Raw genomic sequence first — 15,322 nt, 5'->3', positions numbered from 1 at the left:
TCCGCCGGCAGGTAGAGATCGCCGCCCTCGCGGTATTTCGCCGCCATCGCCGCCATGCCCTCTTTCTGCGCCTCGGCACGGATGTCGTGGGAGATGCGCATGGAACAGAATTTCGGTCCGCACATCGAGCAGAAATGCGCCAGCTTGTGCGCCTCCTTGGGCAAGGTCTGGTCGTGAAAGGACCGCGCGGTTTCGGGGTCGAGCGACAGGTTGAACTGGTCCTCCCAGCGGAACTCGAAGCGCGCGCGGGAAAGGGCATCATCCCTGATTTTCGCCGCCGGATGACCCTTCGCCAGGTCGGCGGCGTGGGCGGCGATCTTGTAGGTGATCACGCCGGTCTTGACATCGTTGCGATCGGGAAGGCCGAGATGCTCCTTGGGCGTGACGTAGCAGAGCATGGCGGTGCCGAACCAGCCGATCATGGCAGCACCGATGCCTGAGGTGATGTGGTCGTAGCCCGGCGCGATGTCGGTCGTCAGCGGCCCCAGCGTGTAGAACGGCGCCTCGCCACAGACAGCGAGCTGCTTGTCCATGTTCGCCTTGATCTTGTGCATCGGCACGTGGCCAGGGCCCTCGATCATCACCTGGCAATCCTTCGCCCAGGCGATCTTCGTCAGCTCGCCGAGCGTTTCCAGCTCGGCGAATTGTGCTGCGTCATTGGCGTCGGCGATCGAGCCGGGACGAAGACCGTCGCCGAGCGAGAAGGACACGTCATAGGCGCGGCAGATGTCGCAGATCTCCGCGAAATGCTCGTAAAGGAAGCTTTCCCGGTGATGGTGCAGGCACCATTTGGCCATGATCGAGCCACCGCGCGAGACGATGCCTGTGACCCGGTCAACGGTCAGCGGGATGTAGTGCAGCCGCACGCCGGCATGGATGGTGAAATAGTCGACGCCCTGTTCGGCCTGTTCGATCAGCGTGTCGCGGTAGACCTCCCAGGTCAGGTCCTCGGCGATGCCGCCGACCTTTTCGAGTGCCTGGTAAAGCGGCACCGTGCCGATCGGCACCGGTGAATTGCGCACGATCCAGTCGCGGATGTTGTGGATGTTGCGGCCGGTCGACAGGTCCATCACTGTATCGGCGCCCCAGCGGACCGCCCAGACCATCTTTTCGACCTCTTCGGCCATCGACGAGGTGACAGCGGAGTTGCCGATATTGGCATTGATCTTGACCAGGAAATTGCGGCCGATGATCATCGGCTCGCTCTCTGGGTGGTTAATGTTGGCGGGAATGATTGCCCGCCCGCGCGCCACCTCGTCGCGCACGAACTCCGGCGTGACGAAGTCGGGGATCGCCGCGCCGAAAGCCTCGCCGTCGCGCTCAAGCTTGCCGTGCAGGATCTCGCGACCAAGGTTCTCGCGGATGGCGACGAACTCCATTTCGGGCGTGATGATGCCGGCGCGCGCATAGGCAAGCTGGGTCACCACCTTGCCTGATCTGGCCCTGAGCGGCCGGTTGCGAACGGGAAATTCCGGCGTCAGGCGCTCGCCAGCGGCGAATCCATTGTCTTCCGGCCGGACATGGCGGCCGTCATAGGCTTCGACATCGCCACGCGCCAAAATCCATTCGTGGCGAAGTCGGGCGAGGCCTTTTTCGATGTCGGTTTCGACAGTCGGGTCGGTATAGGGGCCGGACGGATCGTAGACGGCGACAGGCGGTTCGCCCGCCGTCGGATGGACGGAGATTTCGCGCATCGGCACCCTGATCTGCGGATGGAGGACGCCGGACTTGTGGATTTTCCGAGAGGCGGGCAGCGGTCCCGTCGACACCGCGGGGGTGAGGGCATTCATCTTGAGGCTCCTTTGCTCATGCATTGGAGACCCAGTTCTGTGCCGGAAGGATGAAAAGACGCTTTGGTCGACCTGCTCGAAACAGGACCTCGGGCACGAACTCCCGCAAAGCGCTTGCACCGTCCCTACGCCAGTATGAACTGGATCAGGTTCAACGGGTCACTGCGCCGCGAAAGCCAGCAGTATCTCAGCCCCTTGCCGGGACTCCCCTGGTGAATGCATCGAAATTGAGCTGGCCAGCGCTATCTTGTCAAGCGCATTCGGGCCGCGGCGGTGATCGTCGGGCGATCAAACCGGGCAGAAAAGCTCGCGCAGGCGTCGGGACAAGTCCCTGAATATACCGCGCGGACGGTACTTTCTGCGAGTGTACCGTACTGGGGAGGAGTCCGTCGGTCTGCCGAAAACGCCGATAGTAGGCGATAGATGGATTCCCTCGGGCAGCCGAAATTCGTCAATCAAAAACCAAATTTTTGACGGTTATGCCTGACGGCAGCTGCGCAGAGCGCAAACAAATTGCTTCGCGAGATCAATGGGTTATCATGGGTTGAAACAATCGAGTGGGAATGACGGGGATAGCGTCGGATAGATTTGGATAGCGTTGCGTAGTCTTGTGATCGATAGCATGCGAATGACACGGATAGTCAGCCGTATCAGCCGGAGAATCGGGGCGTACGGTCTCAGCCTCACGACGTTTGTAAGAGCCGATCGGCTCAAGGTCACTCGATGATGTCATGATCAACTCTATGGACGCATTCAGGACGAGGACGTCGTAAGCGGGAACACGTTGCCTCTACGGGGCGTCGAGCATCGCGATAGCGCAATGTCAATTTTCCAATCACGCGCACGACCAACGCCAACGGTACTAACAAGGGAATTTGCGCCATGATCAAATCCGGCGTTCCATGCGCGATCTGATGACGTAGTCCCACTCGCCGTGAAACTCTTCGCACTCGACCTTCAGTTCTCGCAGTTCCTTCTTTGAGATATTCTTGCCGATGGGATAGCGCCGACGATCGAGTCGGACGCGCACGACGAGACCAACCTCGGTTGGTCGTGTTGCCAATGGGGTTGATGATGGTCTCGTAGGTCCGCAGAGGGCGGCGACGACCTCGTCGGGGTTCTCTTCCGCGTAGTGAAGAGCCAGGCGGCCGACCGCGAGATCGACGACTTCATGACCGCCCCACGCTCGCGCCCAGCGTGACGAGAAGCTCGTCCAGTTGCTCGAACGTCTCGCCCATCGCATCCGCCGCCCCGGTGCCGGCAGCGTCGAGAGCTTCCTTCGAGGGATAGAGTTCGTGCATGACCAGCAGCGTCTTGCCACCTTTTTCCTCGAAGGTCACCGTGGTGACGGGTCCACCGTCACCACCTTCGTCATTGGTCCAGACGAGGCGCGAGTGCGGTGTCACTTCGATATACCTACCGAAGAACTCGTCAGGGTTTGAGCCATCGTGGCCGAACACCAAACGGTACCTGCCCCCGACACGAACATCCATCTCGCAGGAACGCAGGAACATGCCCATCGACTTCGGCGCCCACCACTGCTTGAACAGCTCGGGCTTGGTCCACGCCTCGAACACGATGCGCGCCGGGCCGTTAAAGGTTCGCGTAACGACGAGCTCACGCTCGGACTTGCGTTCCACCGTCGTGCGGTTCTTCATGGGGGTGGGCTCACTATCTCTTCTTTCGTCCATCGACTTTCTCCTTCCGTTTCAATTCCTCGACAACCTTGTCCAACTCGTCGAAGCGTGCGTCCCAGAGCTGGCGGTACCTCTCGATCCATGCCGCCTCTTCCTCCAGTCCGCGCAGGCCGAGCTTGCAGGTCCGCACGCGCCCGACCTTCTCCGTGGTGACGAGCCCCGCCTGCTCCAAGACGCTGACATGCTTCTTCATGCCCGTGAGGGTCATGTGGAACTTCTCGGCAAGGTCCGTGATCGAAGCGTCTGCACGCCCGAGTTGCTCCAGAACGCCGCGTCGGTTGGCGTCCGAGAGCGCGGCGAACGAGGCATCGAGGCGGGGCCGGAAATACTGAACCATGTGGTTCAGTATTTAACACGCGGATTGGCGGCATGCAAGGGGAAGCCGAGCGCGCGCTGCGTTGCCGGCCGCCTTGTGCTCACGCCGCGCGTCATGCAACTGCGTCGCCTGGTGATCGGCGAGGTCGGCCGTTTCCCTGAACTGGCGAGGGCGCTCTTTGAGGGCGGACCCAGGCGCGCAATAGCGGCGATGGCAGTGCTGTTCGAGCGCTTGGCCGAGCGCGGCCTAATTGCGATCGATGATCCAGCTGCCGCTGCTTCCCAGTTCAATTGGTTGATTATGGGCGAGCCATTGAGCAGCGCCATGCTGTTGGGTGACGAGGCGATTCCAAAGCCAGCGGAGCTTCGACGACACGCCGCAGCCGGCGTGCACGTGTTCCTTGCGTCGTACGGCAAGTGAGGCACGCCACGGCGGTGAGCGGATGTCGGTCGCAATCAAACGGACCGCTCGGTCTTGGTTGACGGTCTTTCTCCGGCGCCAAGCGGGTCGCGATTCGTCGCGGCGCTATCGAAAGCCGACCGATCGATGCCGATAGTCGCTGAAATCGAGCGGATTTGGCGCAAATTTTTGACGGATCGAGGAGCGCATACCCTTGTCTGCCAGTGCCAGACTCAGGTCCGAAGGCGTCGCGAAATCTTCCATTCGATCCTGGCTAGGCGTGGGGTGGGAGTTGAGACCCGCTAGCCTTTGCCCGCAGCCAGTCCGAGACGCGATAGTATCGTAACATCGCGGCCGGAGCGAACGACATGAAGAAGGGTGCCCGCCGGAGCGGTTCGAGTTTCAGCGAAAGGTCTTTTTCAGGAACGCCCTTCGCCCATTCGCCGAGTATGCCGCCGAGCATGCTTCCGGTAGGCACGCCGCGACCGGATAGCCCCGTCAACGCGACGACGCCCGGCGCGAGTTGATAGAATCTCGGGATGGTGCGCTTCTGCATGTCCAACTCGCCGAACCAGAAATACTCCCATCTCAAGTCGCTGCTGAGCTGCGGATGGAGCCAGCGCAGGCGGTCGGACATGAGGCGATGCGTAAAGGCCAGGTCCCGGCCGCGCCGGCCCATCGGGAACATCGAGGCGACGATCCGTCCCTCGGCGTTGTACTTGTAGACAAAGATGTCGCCGCGGCCGTCATGCATCGTCGTGTCGCGCGGCAGGATGGTTTGGCGTTCGCTGGCGGTCAGCGGTTGGGTGGCGGCGACAAACACCCTCTGGATCCTGTAGGTCCGGTCGAGGCCGGGCCATCCGTCGACGGTGTAGGCGCCGGTCGCAAAGATGACCTTGTCGGCGACGACGGTTCCTTCGCCTGCGTGCACTGCCCAGGCACCATCCGGTCGCACGACATCGCGGACCGGCGACCCAGTGTGGATTGTGCCACCTTCCTCCATGACGGCACGTGCTAGGCCTCTTGCATATCCCAATGGATTGAGGTGACCGGCCTCGGAATGAAACCAGCCGCCATAATATCGCGGGCTGCCGGTCATCTCCTCGCTCGCCTGCCTGTCGAGCACCCGCGTCTTGGCGCCGACGGCATTGTATTGCTGCGCCTTTGCCTCGAGCTTGGCGACAGCGCCTGGCGTAAGCGCGCCCATGACGTAGCCGTTCTGTTGCCATTCGCAATCGATGCCATAGCGCTCGATCATCCCAGCGACTTGTTTGTTTGCCCCTGTCTGCCGGGCGATCAGCCGTTCGGCCCACGGCTCGCCCAGCATGGCACGCAGTTCGGGCAGGCTGTAATGGGTGAAGGTTGGCGTACAGTGGCCGGCATTGCGGCCCGAGCCGCCGAACCCGATCTCCTGGGCTTCGAGCAGAACGACGTCTATGCCGTCACGGGCGAGATCGAGTGCGGTGGTCAACCCGGTGTAGCCGCCGCCGACGATGCAGACGTCCGCCCGCCTGCGTCCTTGCAGAGGGCTGGTCTCTGGCGCCGGCGGCGCGGTCGCATACCAGAGCGAGACTTCAAACGGCGAAAACCTTGCCATTCCGGGCGGCCTCACAGCATGTCGCTTCGTGCGTCGAGCGCATCGCGCAATCCGTCGCCGATGAAGTTGAAACTGGTGACCGCCAGTGTGATTGCGGCACCAGGAACGATTGCCAGCCACGGCGCGCTGTCGAGATATTGCTGGGCGCCGTTCAGCATGTTGCCCCAACTCGGCAGCGGAGGCTGGATGCCGTAGCCGAGAAAGCTGACATAGGCTTCCAGAAGGATGGCGCGGGCAACGGTAAGCGTGGCCGCGACGATGATCGGACCGATCGCATTGGGCAACAGCTCGCGAAACATGATGTGGCTGTTGCTGAGCCCGAGCATGCGGGCGGCGACGACGAAGTCGCGTTCGCGCAACGAACGCACTTCCGCCTCCACGATGCGCGCGATTTCCATCCAGCTCGTTGCCGCGATGATCAGGGTGATCATGATCGGGCTCGGCTTGATGAAGGCCGCCATCGCCAGCAGCAGGAAGATGTTGGGAAAGGACAGCATCGCGTCGACGAAACGCATCAGTACCGTGCCGATGCGGCCGCCGAAGAAGCCGGCGGCGATCCCGAGCACGGTTCCGAAGACCGTGCTGATGATCATCGCGGCGAAGCCGACCAGGAGCGAAATGCGGCCGGCCATGAAGAGGCGCGCCGCGATGTCGCGGCCAAGCGGATCGGTGCCGAAGAAATGATAGCCCGTGAACGGCGGCGAGAACCGGCCACGCAGGTCGATGTAGAGATCGTCAAAGGGCAGCAGCAAGGGTCCGAAGACGCAGGCCAGCACCAGAACGATGATCATCACCAGGCCGAACATCGCCAGTCGATGACGGGCAAATCGGCGCACGCTGCGGCTATGCCACCAGCGTTGCCTGGCGTGGGTGGGGACAAGGAAATCCGACTGGGTCATCGCTTCGTTCCTCAGCTCAATCGAATGCGCGGATCGACGAACGCGACGGTGAGGTCCGCGGCCAGATTGCCGACCAGGACGAGGACCGCGGACATCATCAACAGGCCCATCACCACGGGGTAGTCGCTGTAACCGAGACTATCGAGGAACAGCCGCCCCATGCCGGGCCAGGTAAAGACAGTTTCCGTCACCAGGGCGCCACCCAGTATTGTCGGCAGTTGCAGTCCCAGCAGCGTGATCATCGGCAGCAGGGCGTTTCCGAGGATATGGCGGATCAACACGCGTCGGGAACTCAGCCCCTTGGCCCGGGCCGTTCGGACGAAATCCTGGTTGATGACGTCGAGCGTCGCGGTGCGCATGTAGCGGCTCCACACGGCGACATTGACCAGCGCAAGAACGATGCTCGGCATGATGAGATGGATCGCGTAGTCGCCGAGCGAGCCATTGCCGATCGTGTACATGTTACCGGCCGGCAGCCATTTGAGCCGGAGCGAGAAGATGTAAATCGCGATCAACCCAAACCAGAAGGTCGGGATCGACAACGCTACCATTGCGCCGACTGTCGCCGCGTAGTCGAAGATCGAATACCGCTTGAGCGCGCCAAGGACACCTACCCACGTACCGACGGAGATGGCGATCGCGGTCGATACGCCCATCAGCAGCAATGTTGCGACAAGGTGCTCCCAGATGATGTCGAGCACCGGCCTTCCGTCCCGGTAGGAACGTCCCCAGTCACCGCGAAGCAGGTGTGACAGCCAGTCGATGTACTGAACCGGAAGAGGTCGGTCGAGCCCCATTTGCGAGGCGATGCGATCGAGATCGGCCTGCGTCATCCCTGGCGTGAGGCTGAACTGCGAGAGCGGTCCGCCTGGAGCGAGGTTCAAGACGGCAAAGCCAATCACCGAAACCAGCAGGAGCAGGACGAGACTTTGCCAGAAGCGTCCCAGCAGATAGCGAAGCATGCCGGATGTCTCCGTTTTTGCTGTCCGTCGGATATGGGTCGCGCCAGTGGCGCCTTTGTCGGCGATTGAAACCGAGCCGTCAGTGCCGGCCCGGCCTCACGTCCGCAGCTAGGACCAGTACCAGGTGGCCACGTCCCAGGAGTCGATGCGCACATTGATGTTCGGCTCGACCCCTTCGACACCGGACTTGTGTCCGCGGACGGTCGCGTATTGGAACATCGGCAGGAAAGGCAGGTCGTTGCGCACGGTCTCCTGGATTTTCAGGTAGGCCTGCTTGCGCTTCTCCGGCACGAATTCGACGCCGCCGGCTTCGAGCAGCTTGTCCACCTCAGGGCTGGCATATTGCCACGTATTCTGGCCGGCGCCGCCCTTGGCCGGAATTGATTTCGAACTGAGGTAATCCGACGTGTCGGGGTCGGATCCTGTCAGGAAGTTGATGCCGACGACGACGGAATCGTATTCCGACTTCATCCAGTAGTCGCCCCACATCACGGCCGGTGGCAGGTTGGAGATCACCACCTCGACACCGGCGTCGCGATACGATTGCTGAATGAACTGCTGCGCCTGTTCGCGGATATGATTGCCCGCCGTGGTCGAGTTCTTGAACGAGAGGCGGACGCCGTCCTTGACGCGGATGCCATCCGCGCCGGGGACCCAGCCGGCCTCGTCCAGCAATTTCTTGGCCTTTTCCAGATCGTATTCCTGCTTCGGCAGATCCGGATTGTAGTAAAAGGATTGCTGCGGCATGTAGGTCTCGGTCGGGGTCGGCAGCCCGTAGTAGAGGGCGTCGATGATCGTCTTCTTGTCCAGCGCATAGTACAGCGCCTGGCGAACGGCGAGTTCCTTGAACTGCGGGCGCTCCATGTTGAAGCTGAGCGATTCGACCGTGGCGGCGGGAATGACGGCAACGGACGTTCCGCTCAATGCTTTGGCTTCCTCATAGTGGTCGGCCGTGATCCACTGCAGTCCGATGACGTCGATGTCACCGGTCTTGAATTGGGTGTAGAGAACTGTCAGGTCCGGAATGTATTTATAGATCAGCCGCTCGAGATAAGGGCCGTCGCCGAAGTAGTCGGTGTTGGCGGCCAGTTCGATATGATCGCCGGCCATGCGTTCCACCCATTTGAACGGCCCGGTCCCGATTGGGGCGTTGTTGAACGGCGCGGTATTCTTGTCCTCCGCCGCACCGAGCACATGTTTCGGAACGATGAAGGTCGCGGCCAGAATTGACGGGTAGGGTGCGTATGGCTCCTTCATCTTCCATCTGATCTCGGTTGGCGAGACGACGGTGAGGTCCTGGACAAGTTCGTGGCCGGCGCGCCGCCAGCTCAGAAATTTCGGGTCGACCAAGAGTTCGAGCGTGAACTTGACGTCCTCGGCCGTGAACGGCTTTCCGTCATGCCACTTCACGTCGTCGCGCAGCTTTACGTGCCATTCGAGTCCGTCGGCCGAGATGCCGCCGTTCTCGACGGTAGGCACCTCCTTGGCGAGTGCGGGGAAGAAATTACCTTTCGGATCGACGCCAAACAGCGGATCGAAGACGCTGAAGTGAATGCCCTCGTCGACCTCGATATGCACCAGATGCGGGTTGAAGACGGTGGGCTCCTGGGAAAAGCCGACTATCACCTGCCCCTTGGGCGCGCTCGGCGGGGTTGCGGCAAGGGCCTTGCCGGCTCCTGTCAGGTTGGGCATGGCGAGGCCGGCGGCGCCGGCGATTGCCATTCCAAGCGTCTGACGACGCGTCGGCCGAAAAATTGTGCTGCTGCTCTGGTTCGACATTAGAGTCTCCTGTTGAAGTGTTCCACTTTTGCTGCGTCCCGCTCTCTTGTCGGAGCGGTTAGAATCCACTGATTGGCGCGACTTTCGATCCGTCCGAAAACCGCGACCACCGGAAATCCTTTGGATCGACGATCGGCGGCCGTCCGGTGACGATGTCCGCCATCAGCCTGCCTGCCGCCGGGCCGATGCCGAAACCATGGCCCGAGAATCCGGTCGCGACATGGAAGCCGGGGACGGCATCGACGGCGGAAATGACAGGGACGGCGTCGGGCGTGACGTCGATATAGCCGGCCCAGCGCTGCGCGATCTCTGCCTTGTCCAGAACCGGAAATGCCTTGCGGGCGTTCGAAAGGACACGCTCGGAGCTTTTCTTCGACGGCTTGGGGTCGAGCACGCGATAGTATTCGAAAGGACTGGCCTCATCCATTGCCCAACGGGTCGGCACTCTTGCCTCTTCGAGGAAACGGCCTCCCAGACGGAAATTCAGCGATCGCCACTCCATCTTCCAGGCCGGAAGAAAATCGCGCGCGTACCGAAAGGAGTTCGGCACGATATCGACGACATTGGTGGTGCTGGAGGCGATGGTATATCCGCCATCCTGGCGCTTGCGCATGGCGAAATTGTTTGCCCACACGGCCTGTTCCGGTCCGTTTTCGACCGGCGTCGTGCGAAGAACTGTGTTCATGACTTTCAGCTGCGGCAGGTCAAGGTCAAGCGTTCCGCAAAACAGGTTCGACCAGGCCCCTCCGGCAAGGACGACCGCCTTGCAGGCAATGAAGCCACGTTCGGTCACGACGCCCGAGACGGCGCCGTTGGTCGTCTCCACGCCACGCACCGCGCACTCCGTTAGAATGGCGGCGCCGCGCTCACGCGCTGCTTCGGCAATCGCCGGAGCGGCCTTCTGCGGCTCGGCGCGACCGTCGGCGGGTGTGTACAGCGCTCCTTTGACGTCGAGATTGGAGCCGGGGAGGAGCTCACGCAATTGCGTCGCACCGATCATTCGCGACTCGAGCTGATAACCTTCGAGATGACGTCCCCAGCGTTCGTGCTGTTCGTATTCCTTGTCGTTCGCGCAGGTGAACACAATTCCGGCGCGCGTGTAGCCTGTATCTCGGCCCGTACGTTCGGAGAGCCTCGTCCAGATGCGCAGTGCTTCCGCCATCAGCGGGATCTCGCGCGGATCCCGACGGGAGATGCGTACCCAGCCCCAGTTGCGGCTGGACTGCTCCTGGCCGATTCCTCCCTTTTCGCACAACGCTACCCGCAAACCGCTTTCTGCGAGTTCCAGCGCCGAGGAGGCGCCGATGATGCCGCCGCCGATGACGACGCAATCCACCTCCTTTGGCAGTTCAATATCTCCATGAACGCGGACGACGAACGGTCCGGGCATGCTCAGTAGAGCTCCTCGAGCTGGCAATTGATGGAGAATTCCGCGACGCTCGCATGGTCGGGCAGGTCGAGGAGCAAGCCGATGGTCCGTGCGAGATCATCGGGATCGGTCATCAGCGCGTCGGCGCGATCGGTGATGCTGCGCGCCATATCGGTGGCGACGAAACCGGGGCAGACGGCAGTGGCTCGAATTCCAAGATCCCACCCCGCCTGTCGGATGCCGTGGGAAAGGGCGACGGCAGCAAACTTCGAGATCGAATAGGCGCCGGCCCTCGGGGACTTGACCCGCTTGCCCGACAGCGAGGCGAGAATTATGACACGGCCTGCTCGACTTGCCGCAAGCCACTCCCATGACGCGCGCACCAGACGGCGCGGAGCCTTGACGTTGATCTCGAACATGAGATCGAGATCCGCGTCGTCGATGTCGATGACCGACTTCGGAATCATAATGCCGGCACAGGCAATGACTGCGTCGATCCGGCCGAAGCCATCGATGGTACCGTCGATCCACGCCCGTTCGGCGTTGGCCGCCGTGGCCTCATAGGAGAATACGCGGACGCGCTCGTTGTCGGCCCAGTCAGGCTGCACCGGTTCGCGCATGCCGAGCGACAGTGACCAGCCCGTTTCAAACAGGTGCCGGGCGCAAGCCGCACCAATGCCGCGGCTGGCACCGGACACGAGAGCCACACGCTGGCCGGCTCGGCTTCTTGCCGGTTCCCTCATTGGTCGAGTCCCGCGGTGCGGCGGTAGACGCGCCGCAATATGTCGAGCAGACGCTTCTGGTCTTTCTCGGGCACACCGGCGAAGAAATCGCTGGATTGTTTGGTGGCGATCTTGCGCACCTTGCGGGCGAGGTCCGCTCCTTTTTCGGTGATATGGAGCTCCTGCGCGCGTCCGTCATCCGTTGCGGCCTCACGCGTCAGAAGATCGTGCTCGATCATCTGGTCGACCAGCCTGCCCATGGCGGAACGATCGCGCATAATGAGCTGCGCGATGACAGATGGCCGTATCCCCGGATGGCTGTCGACAAGAAGCAGGGTGGTGATCTTGCCGGTTCCCCGAGCCACATCGAGACCCTCCAGGCGGTCATCGAGATCACGAGAAAGGGCGATATTGATGCTTCGGATATAGAAGCTCAACGTGTCTTCGAGGACATCGAGCCCTACCGTCTCGACAGTGTGAGGAGGGCCTTTCTTCTTCTTCGGCAACGGACACTCTCCTGAGGCTTGGCAGCCTGCGTCGAGATCACCGGCAGCCTCGAAAATCGGGGTTGCCGCGGGCCTTCGAAGGCATAGTTGAGCGGGTAGTGGACAATTGCAACTACTTTTGATGGACAAACGCAACTATCTTGCCCTGCAGAAGGGTCCGAGGTGCGCGCGCGCAGTTCGATCGAGACAAGGCCTTGCGGCCGCGCGCCGACCTAAAGCGCGTCGCCTCTGAAGGGATTCACGCGACTTGCTTTTGTTATCCCAAAATCGCTGCGCACCCTCGGTTCAAGACCGAGGGGCATGCTTTTGGGCGACATGCATTAGGCGGCGGGGACCCATTCCTTGCCGGGAATGGCAGAGATGAGTTGCTGGGTATAGGCATGACGTGGCGACCGGAATATCTGCCAAGGCGGACCGGATTCCACGACTTCGCCGCGGTTCATGACCAGAATCTCGTCGCAGATGCGGCTTGCCACCCTCAGGTCGTGAGTGATGAAGATCATGGCGATCTTCATTTCTTCCTGGATGCTGGCCAGCAGATCGAGGATCTGCGCCTGGATGGAGACATCGAGAGCGGAGACCGCCTCGTCGGCGACCAGGACCTTGGGGTCCATCATCAGGGCGCGTGCGATGCCGATCCGCTGACGCTGGCCGCCTGAGAACTCATGCGGAAAGCGGTCATAGGCACCCTCGTCGAGCCCAACCAGCCGAAGCAGTTGCAGCGCCTTCGCACGCGCCTCCCGAGCAGACAGGCCATGCGCCATCGGGCCGACGGTGAGGATCTTGGCGATCGTCTGCCGCGGATTGAGCGAGGCGAACGGATCCTGGAAGATCATCTGGATGTGCGGCCGCATCGGCCGGAACTCGGAAGCCGAAAGTGCGGCGATATCCTTGCCGTCGAACAGGATCGCGCCGCCATCGCAGTCCAGGAGTTTCAGCAGGAGGCGGCCCAGCGACGATTTCCCCGAGCCGGACTCGCCGACGATGCCGAGCGTTCTGCCCTGGCGGACCTCAAAGCTGACCTGCTTGACGGCGTGCACGATGCGGGACCGCGAGAAGAAGCCGATGCCCGGCCGGTAGGTCTTGTCGAGCTTCTGCACCTCCAGCACAATCGGAGCATCGCCGCGCGACTTCGTCTCATTCTCGATCATATGCGGGACGGCGGCGATCAGTCGTTTGGTGTAGGGATGGCTTGGATTGCCAAGCACGTCGGAAGCGACGCCTTGTTCGACCATCGCGCCTTTCTCCATGACGATGACGCGATCGGCGATTTCTGCGACGACGCCAAAATCGTGCGTGATGAACATCACGCTCATGTTCTTTTCGCGCTGCAGCCGCCGGATCAACGCAAGGATCTGCGCCTGGGTGGTGACGTCGAGAGCCGTCGTCGGCTCGTCGGCGATCAGCAGATCGGGCCCGAGCGCGAGCGCCATGGCGATCATGACGCGCTGGCGTTGCCCGCCAGAGAGTTGGAACGGATACTGGTGCCGCAGAACCTCCGGCTCCGGCAGGCCGACTTCGCCGAGCAGATCGACAACCGCCTTCGTGCGGGTCGCCGAAGTGCCTGCGTGGTGCGCTTCCATGACCTCCGCAATCTGCTGGCCGACGGTCATCAGCGGATTGAGCGCCGAAAGCGGATCCTGGAAGACGATGGAGACCGAACGGCCCCTGAGGCCGCGCAGAACATCTTCCCGTGCGCTGGCCAGATCGTGGCCCTTGAACCGGATGCTCCCCTGCGTGATCCGCACCGAAGATGGCAGCAGGCCCATGATCGCATTTGCGGTGACCGACTTGCCGGAGCCGGACTCGCCGACGATGCAGAGCATCTCACCCCTCCGCATGTCGAAGGATATGTTTTCGACTGCGTTCTCCCGCTCCATATTCGCGGGCAGGCGGACAGTCAGATTTTGAACAGAGAGAACAGTTTGCTCACTCGGCGCTCGGGGTGTCGTTTCGCTCGGCGACATTGCTGGCCTTTCGAAATCCAATGATCTGACTGCGCATACTAGGCGCACGTCCTACGGTCAGCGCAAGCCCCGACGACCATTTCATTCGTCGGCTAGCCGACGAACCATTGCGTCTGAAGTCGCGTAATATGCGGTCTCGAACTGGCAGAGGGACCGTGCCCCTAAAGTCCGCATTTGAGCCTGGAGCAGGCAGCGCGCCCTAGTTGGCTTGAACCTCGGTCTTGGTCGTGGTTTGCAACAGCACTGCGAGGTCGCGCCAAAAAACCAGACGATTTCGGCCGCTGGCGCGCCATTCGCCGACTAGGCAGGTGAAGATCTGGCCCGGCCCAGATCGTGGATCGCGGCTTGTATGTCGCGGGCGAATTCGCGCCCAAAGCGCGATTGCGGCAAGGTGGTGCTTGTCACGAGCACGATATCGAGCGCTGAGCGGGGCTGGAACGGCAACACTTTCAGGTTTCCGAGGTTCGCCCAGGGAACCAGCCCATCGACCAACGCAATACCCAGTCCAGCCGCCACAAGAGGCGCGGCCGCGATCGACAGGCTTATTTCAATCTGTGGATCGCAGACGTGTCCCTGGTCCTGAAACACGCGCGCAAGCATCTGGCCGGCAGGTGTGTTCCTGCCGTAACTGATCAAGGTCTGGTCAGTCAGATCGGCCGGCGTAGCAACCTCGAGCTTTGCGAGCGGCGATTCCGGCAGGACCAGTGCGACGATGTTCGCCGCGCCGACAACCTCATTGCGGATCTGCGGCTGGGGCAGGGTGGTCATGGTCAGGCCAAGATCGATGTCGCCGATCAGGATGCGCTCGGCAATCTCCTCCGCCGGTAGCGTCTGAAGGACCAGGCGTGCCCCGGGATTGCGCCGGCGGAAGCGCTGGGTGGCGGCCGGCAGCAGCGCGAAGGTCGGCGGCGCGCTGGCTGCGACGCGCAGCAGGCTCAACTGCTTGTCGCGAATTCGGTTCGAATAGATCTTCAGCACTTCGATCTCGCGGAAAATCCGGTCGGCGTCGCGAAACAGCAGATGCGCCTCTGGTGTAGCCACGAGGCGGCCGCCTATGCGTTCGAAGAGCTTGTAACCGATCACGATTTCGAAATGCCTGAGCATCTTGCTCACCGCGGGTTGGGAAACATGCAAGGCTTCCGCGGCCGCGGTAAGCGAATTGTGGCGCATGATAGCGCGGAAGACTTCGAGATGCTTGGCGTTCATGGCCCAGCATAACCAAAAGTTCTGGATGGCAAAACACATAGTATTGGTGGCGGACGCGGCGGGCTGAGAAGATCATGGGGTGGCAGACAGCCAGATCCGAAGGAGGATCCCCC

The 15,322-nt window shown here is 61.8% G+C and carries 14 protein-coding genes, 1 pseudogene and 1 riboswitch; of the genes and pseudogenes, 1 reads left to right on the top strand and 14 read right to left on the bottom strand.

The window, feature by feature from the left end; translation table 11 throughout:
- The 4 genes from thiC to NKJ08_RS10660 all read right to left on the bottom strand — a co-directional run.
- Positions 1–1,790: phosphomethylpyrimidine synthase ThiC (thiC, locus tag NKJ08_RS10675; protein WP_352781720.1), on the bottom strand; the 1,790-nt coding region annotated here is incomplete at its 3' end.
- A gap of 104 nt (positions 1,791–1,894) precedes the next feature.
- Positions 1,895–2,011: riboswitch (TPP riboswitch) on the bottom strand.
- 665 nt (positions 2,012–2,676) lie between these two features.
- On the bottom strand, positions 2,677–3,033 hold the full coding sequence (locus tag NKJ08_RS10670; RefSeq protein ID WP_352529872.1) for an ISAzo13-like element transposase-related protein: 357 nt from the start codon (positions 3,031–3,033) through the stop codon (positions 2,677–2,679).
- Positions 2,960–3,481 (bottom strand): SRPBCC family protein, encoded by a 522-nt coding sequence (locus NKJ08_RS10665; protein ID WP_352529870.1) that lies wholly within the window; start codon positions 3,479–3,481, stop codon positions 2,960–2,962. The genes NKJ08_RS10670 and NKJ08_RS10665 overlap by 74 nt, the downstream gene beginning before the upstream one ends.
- Entirely contained in the window at positions 3,462–3,824 is a 363-nt protein-coding gene (locus NKJ08_RS10660; RefSeq protein WP_352529868.1) for an ArsR/SmtB family transcription factor, read from the bottom strand. The genes NKJ08_RS10665 and NKJ08_RS10660 overlap by 20 nt, the downstream gene beginning before the upstream one ends.
- On the opposite strand from NKJ08_RS10660, the gene NKJ08_RS10655 reads away from it, so the two are divergent.
- Positions 3,744–4,223, top strand: a complete 480-nt coding sequence (locus NKJ08_RS10655; protein WP_352529866.1) for a TetR/AcrR family transcriptional regulator C-terminal domain-containing protein — start codon at positions 3,744–3,746, stop codon at positions 4,221–4,223. The two genes, NKJ08_RS10660 and NKJ08_RS10655, sit on opposite strands and share 81 nt — an antisense overlap.
- A 253-nt stretch (positions 4,224–4,476) precedes the next feature.
- Here NKJ08_RS10655 and NKJ08_RS10650 read toward each other — a convergent pair whose 3' ends face one another.
- The 10 genes and pseudogenes from NKJ08_RS10650 to NKJ08_RS10605 form a co-directional block, all read right to left on the bottom strand.
- Positions 4,477–5,799 carry an NAD(P)/FAD-dependent oxidoreductase gene (locus tag NKJ08_RS10650; RefSeq protein WP_352781719.1) on the bottom strand — a complete coding sequence of 441 codons (1,323 nt, stop codon included), beginning with the start codon at positions 5,797–5,799 and terminating at the stop codon, positions 4,477–4,479.
- 11 nt (positions 5,800–5,810) lie between these two features.
- Positions 5,811–6,698: an ABC transporter permease gene (locus NKJ08_RS10645; protein ID WP_352529862.1), complete on the bottom strand. Its 888-nt coding sequence runs from the start codon at positions 6,696–6,698 to the stop codon at positions 5,811–5,813.
- Between the two features lie 11 nt (positions 6,699–6,709).
- Positions 6,710–7,660: an ABC transporter permease gene (locus NKJ08_RS10640; protein ID WP_352776424.1), complete on the bottom strand. Its 951-nt coding sequence runs from the start codon at positions 7,658–7,660 to the stop codon at positions 6,710–6,712.
- A gap of 108 nt (positions 7,661–7,768) precedes the next feature.
- Positions 7,769–9,352, bottom strand: a complete 1,584-nt coding sequence (locus tag NKJ08_RS10635; protein ID WP_502896059.1) for a peptide ABC transporter substrate-binding protein — start codon at positions 9,350–9,352, stop codon at positions 7,769–7,771.
- A gap of 145 nt (positions 9,353–9,497) precedes the next feature.
- On the bottom strand, positions 9,498–10,829 hold the full coding sequence (locus NKJ08_RS10630) for an NAD(P)/FAD-dependent oxidoreductase (RefSeq protein ID WP_352781717.1): 1,332 nt from the start codon (positions 10,827–10,829) through the stop codon (positions 9,498–9,500).
- Between the two features lie 2 nt (positions 10,830–10,831).
- On the bottom strand, positions 10,832–11,551 hold the full coding sequence (locus NKJ08_RS10625) for an SDR family NAD(P)-dependent oxidoreductase (protein WP_352530227.1): 720 nt from the start codon (positions 11,549–11,551) through the stop codon (positions 10,832–10,834).
- Positions 11,548–12,036 (bottom strand): MarR family winged helix-turn-helix transcriptional regulator, encoded by a 489-nt coding sequence (locus tag NKJ08_RS10620; RefSeq protein ID WP_352530229.1) that lies wholly within the window; start codon positions 12,034–12,036, stop codon positions 11,548–11,550. The genes NKJ08_RS10625 and NKJ08_RS10620 overlap by 4 nt, the downstream gene beginning before the upstream one ends.
- Before the next feature lie 320 nt (positions 12,037–12,356).
- Complete coding sequence (locus NKJ08_RS10615) at positions 12,357–14,003, bottom strand: ABC transporter ATP-binding protein (protein WP_502896051.1); 1,647 nt, start codon at positions 14,001–14,003, stop codon at positions 12,357–12,359.
- Positions 14,004–14,303: 300 nt separating this feature from the next.
- Positions 14,304–14,981, bottom strand: a complete 678-nt coding sequence (locus tag NKJ08_RS10610) for a LysR substrate-binding domain-containing protein (protein ID WP_352530286.1) — start codon at positions 14,979–14,981, stop codon at positions 14,304–14,306.
- 57 nt (positions 14,982–15,038) lie between these two features.
- Positions 15,039–15,209: pseudogene (locus tag NKJ08_RS10605) on the bottom strand (LysR family transcriptional regulator); the annotation flags it as partial.
- Positions 15,210–15,322: the final 113 nt, after the last annotated feature.

The organism is Mesorhizobium sp. M0244 (assembly GCF_040321795.1).
In the GTDB taxonomy this organism is placed as follows: domain Bacteria; phylum Pseudomonadota; class Alphaproteobacteria; order Rhizobiales; family Rhizobiaceae; genus Mesorhizobium.
This window is presented reverse-complemented; position numbering and strand designations above follow the sequence as displayed.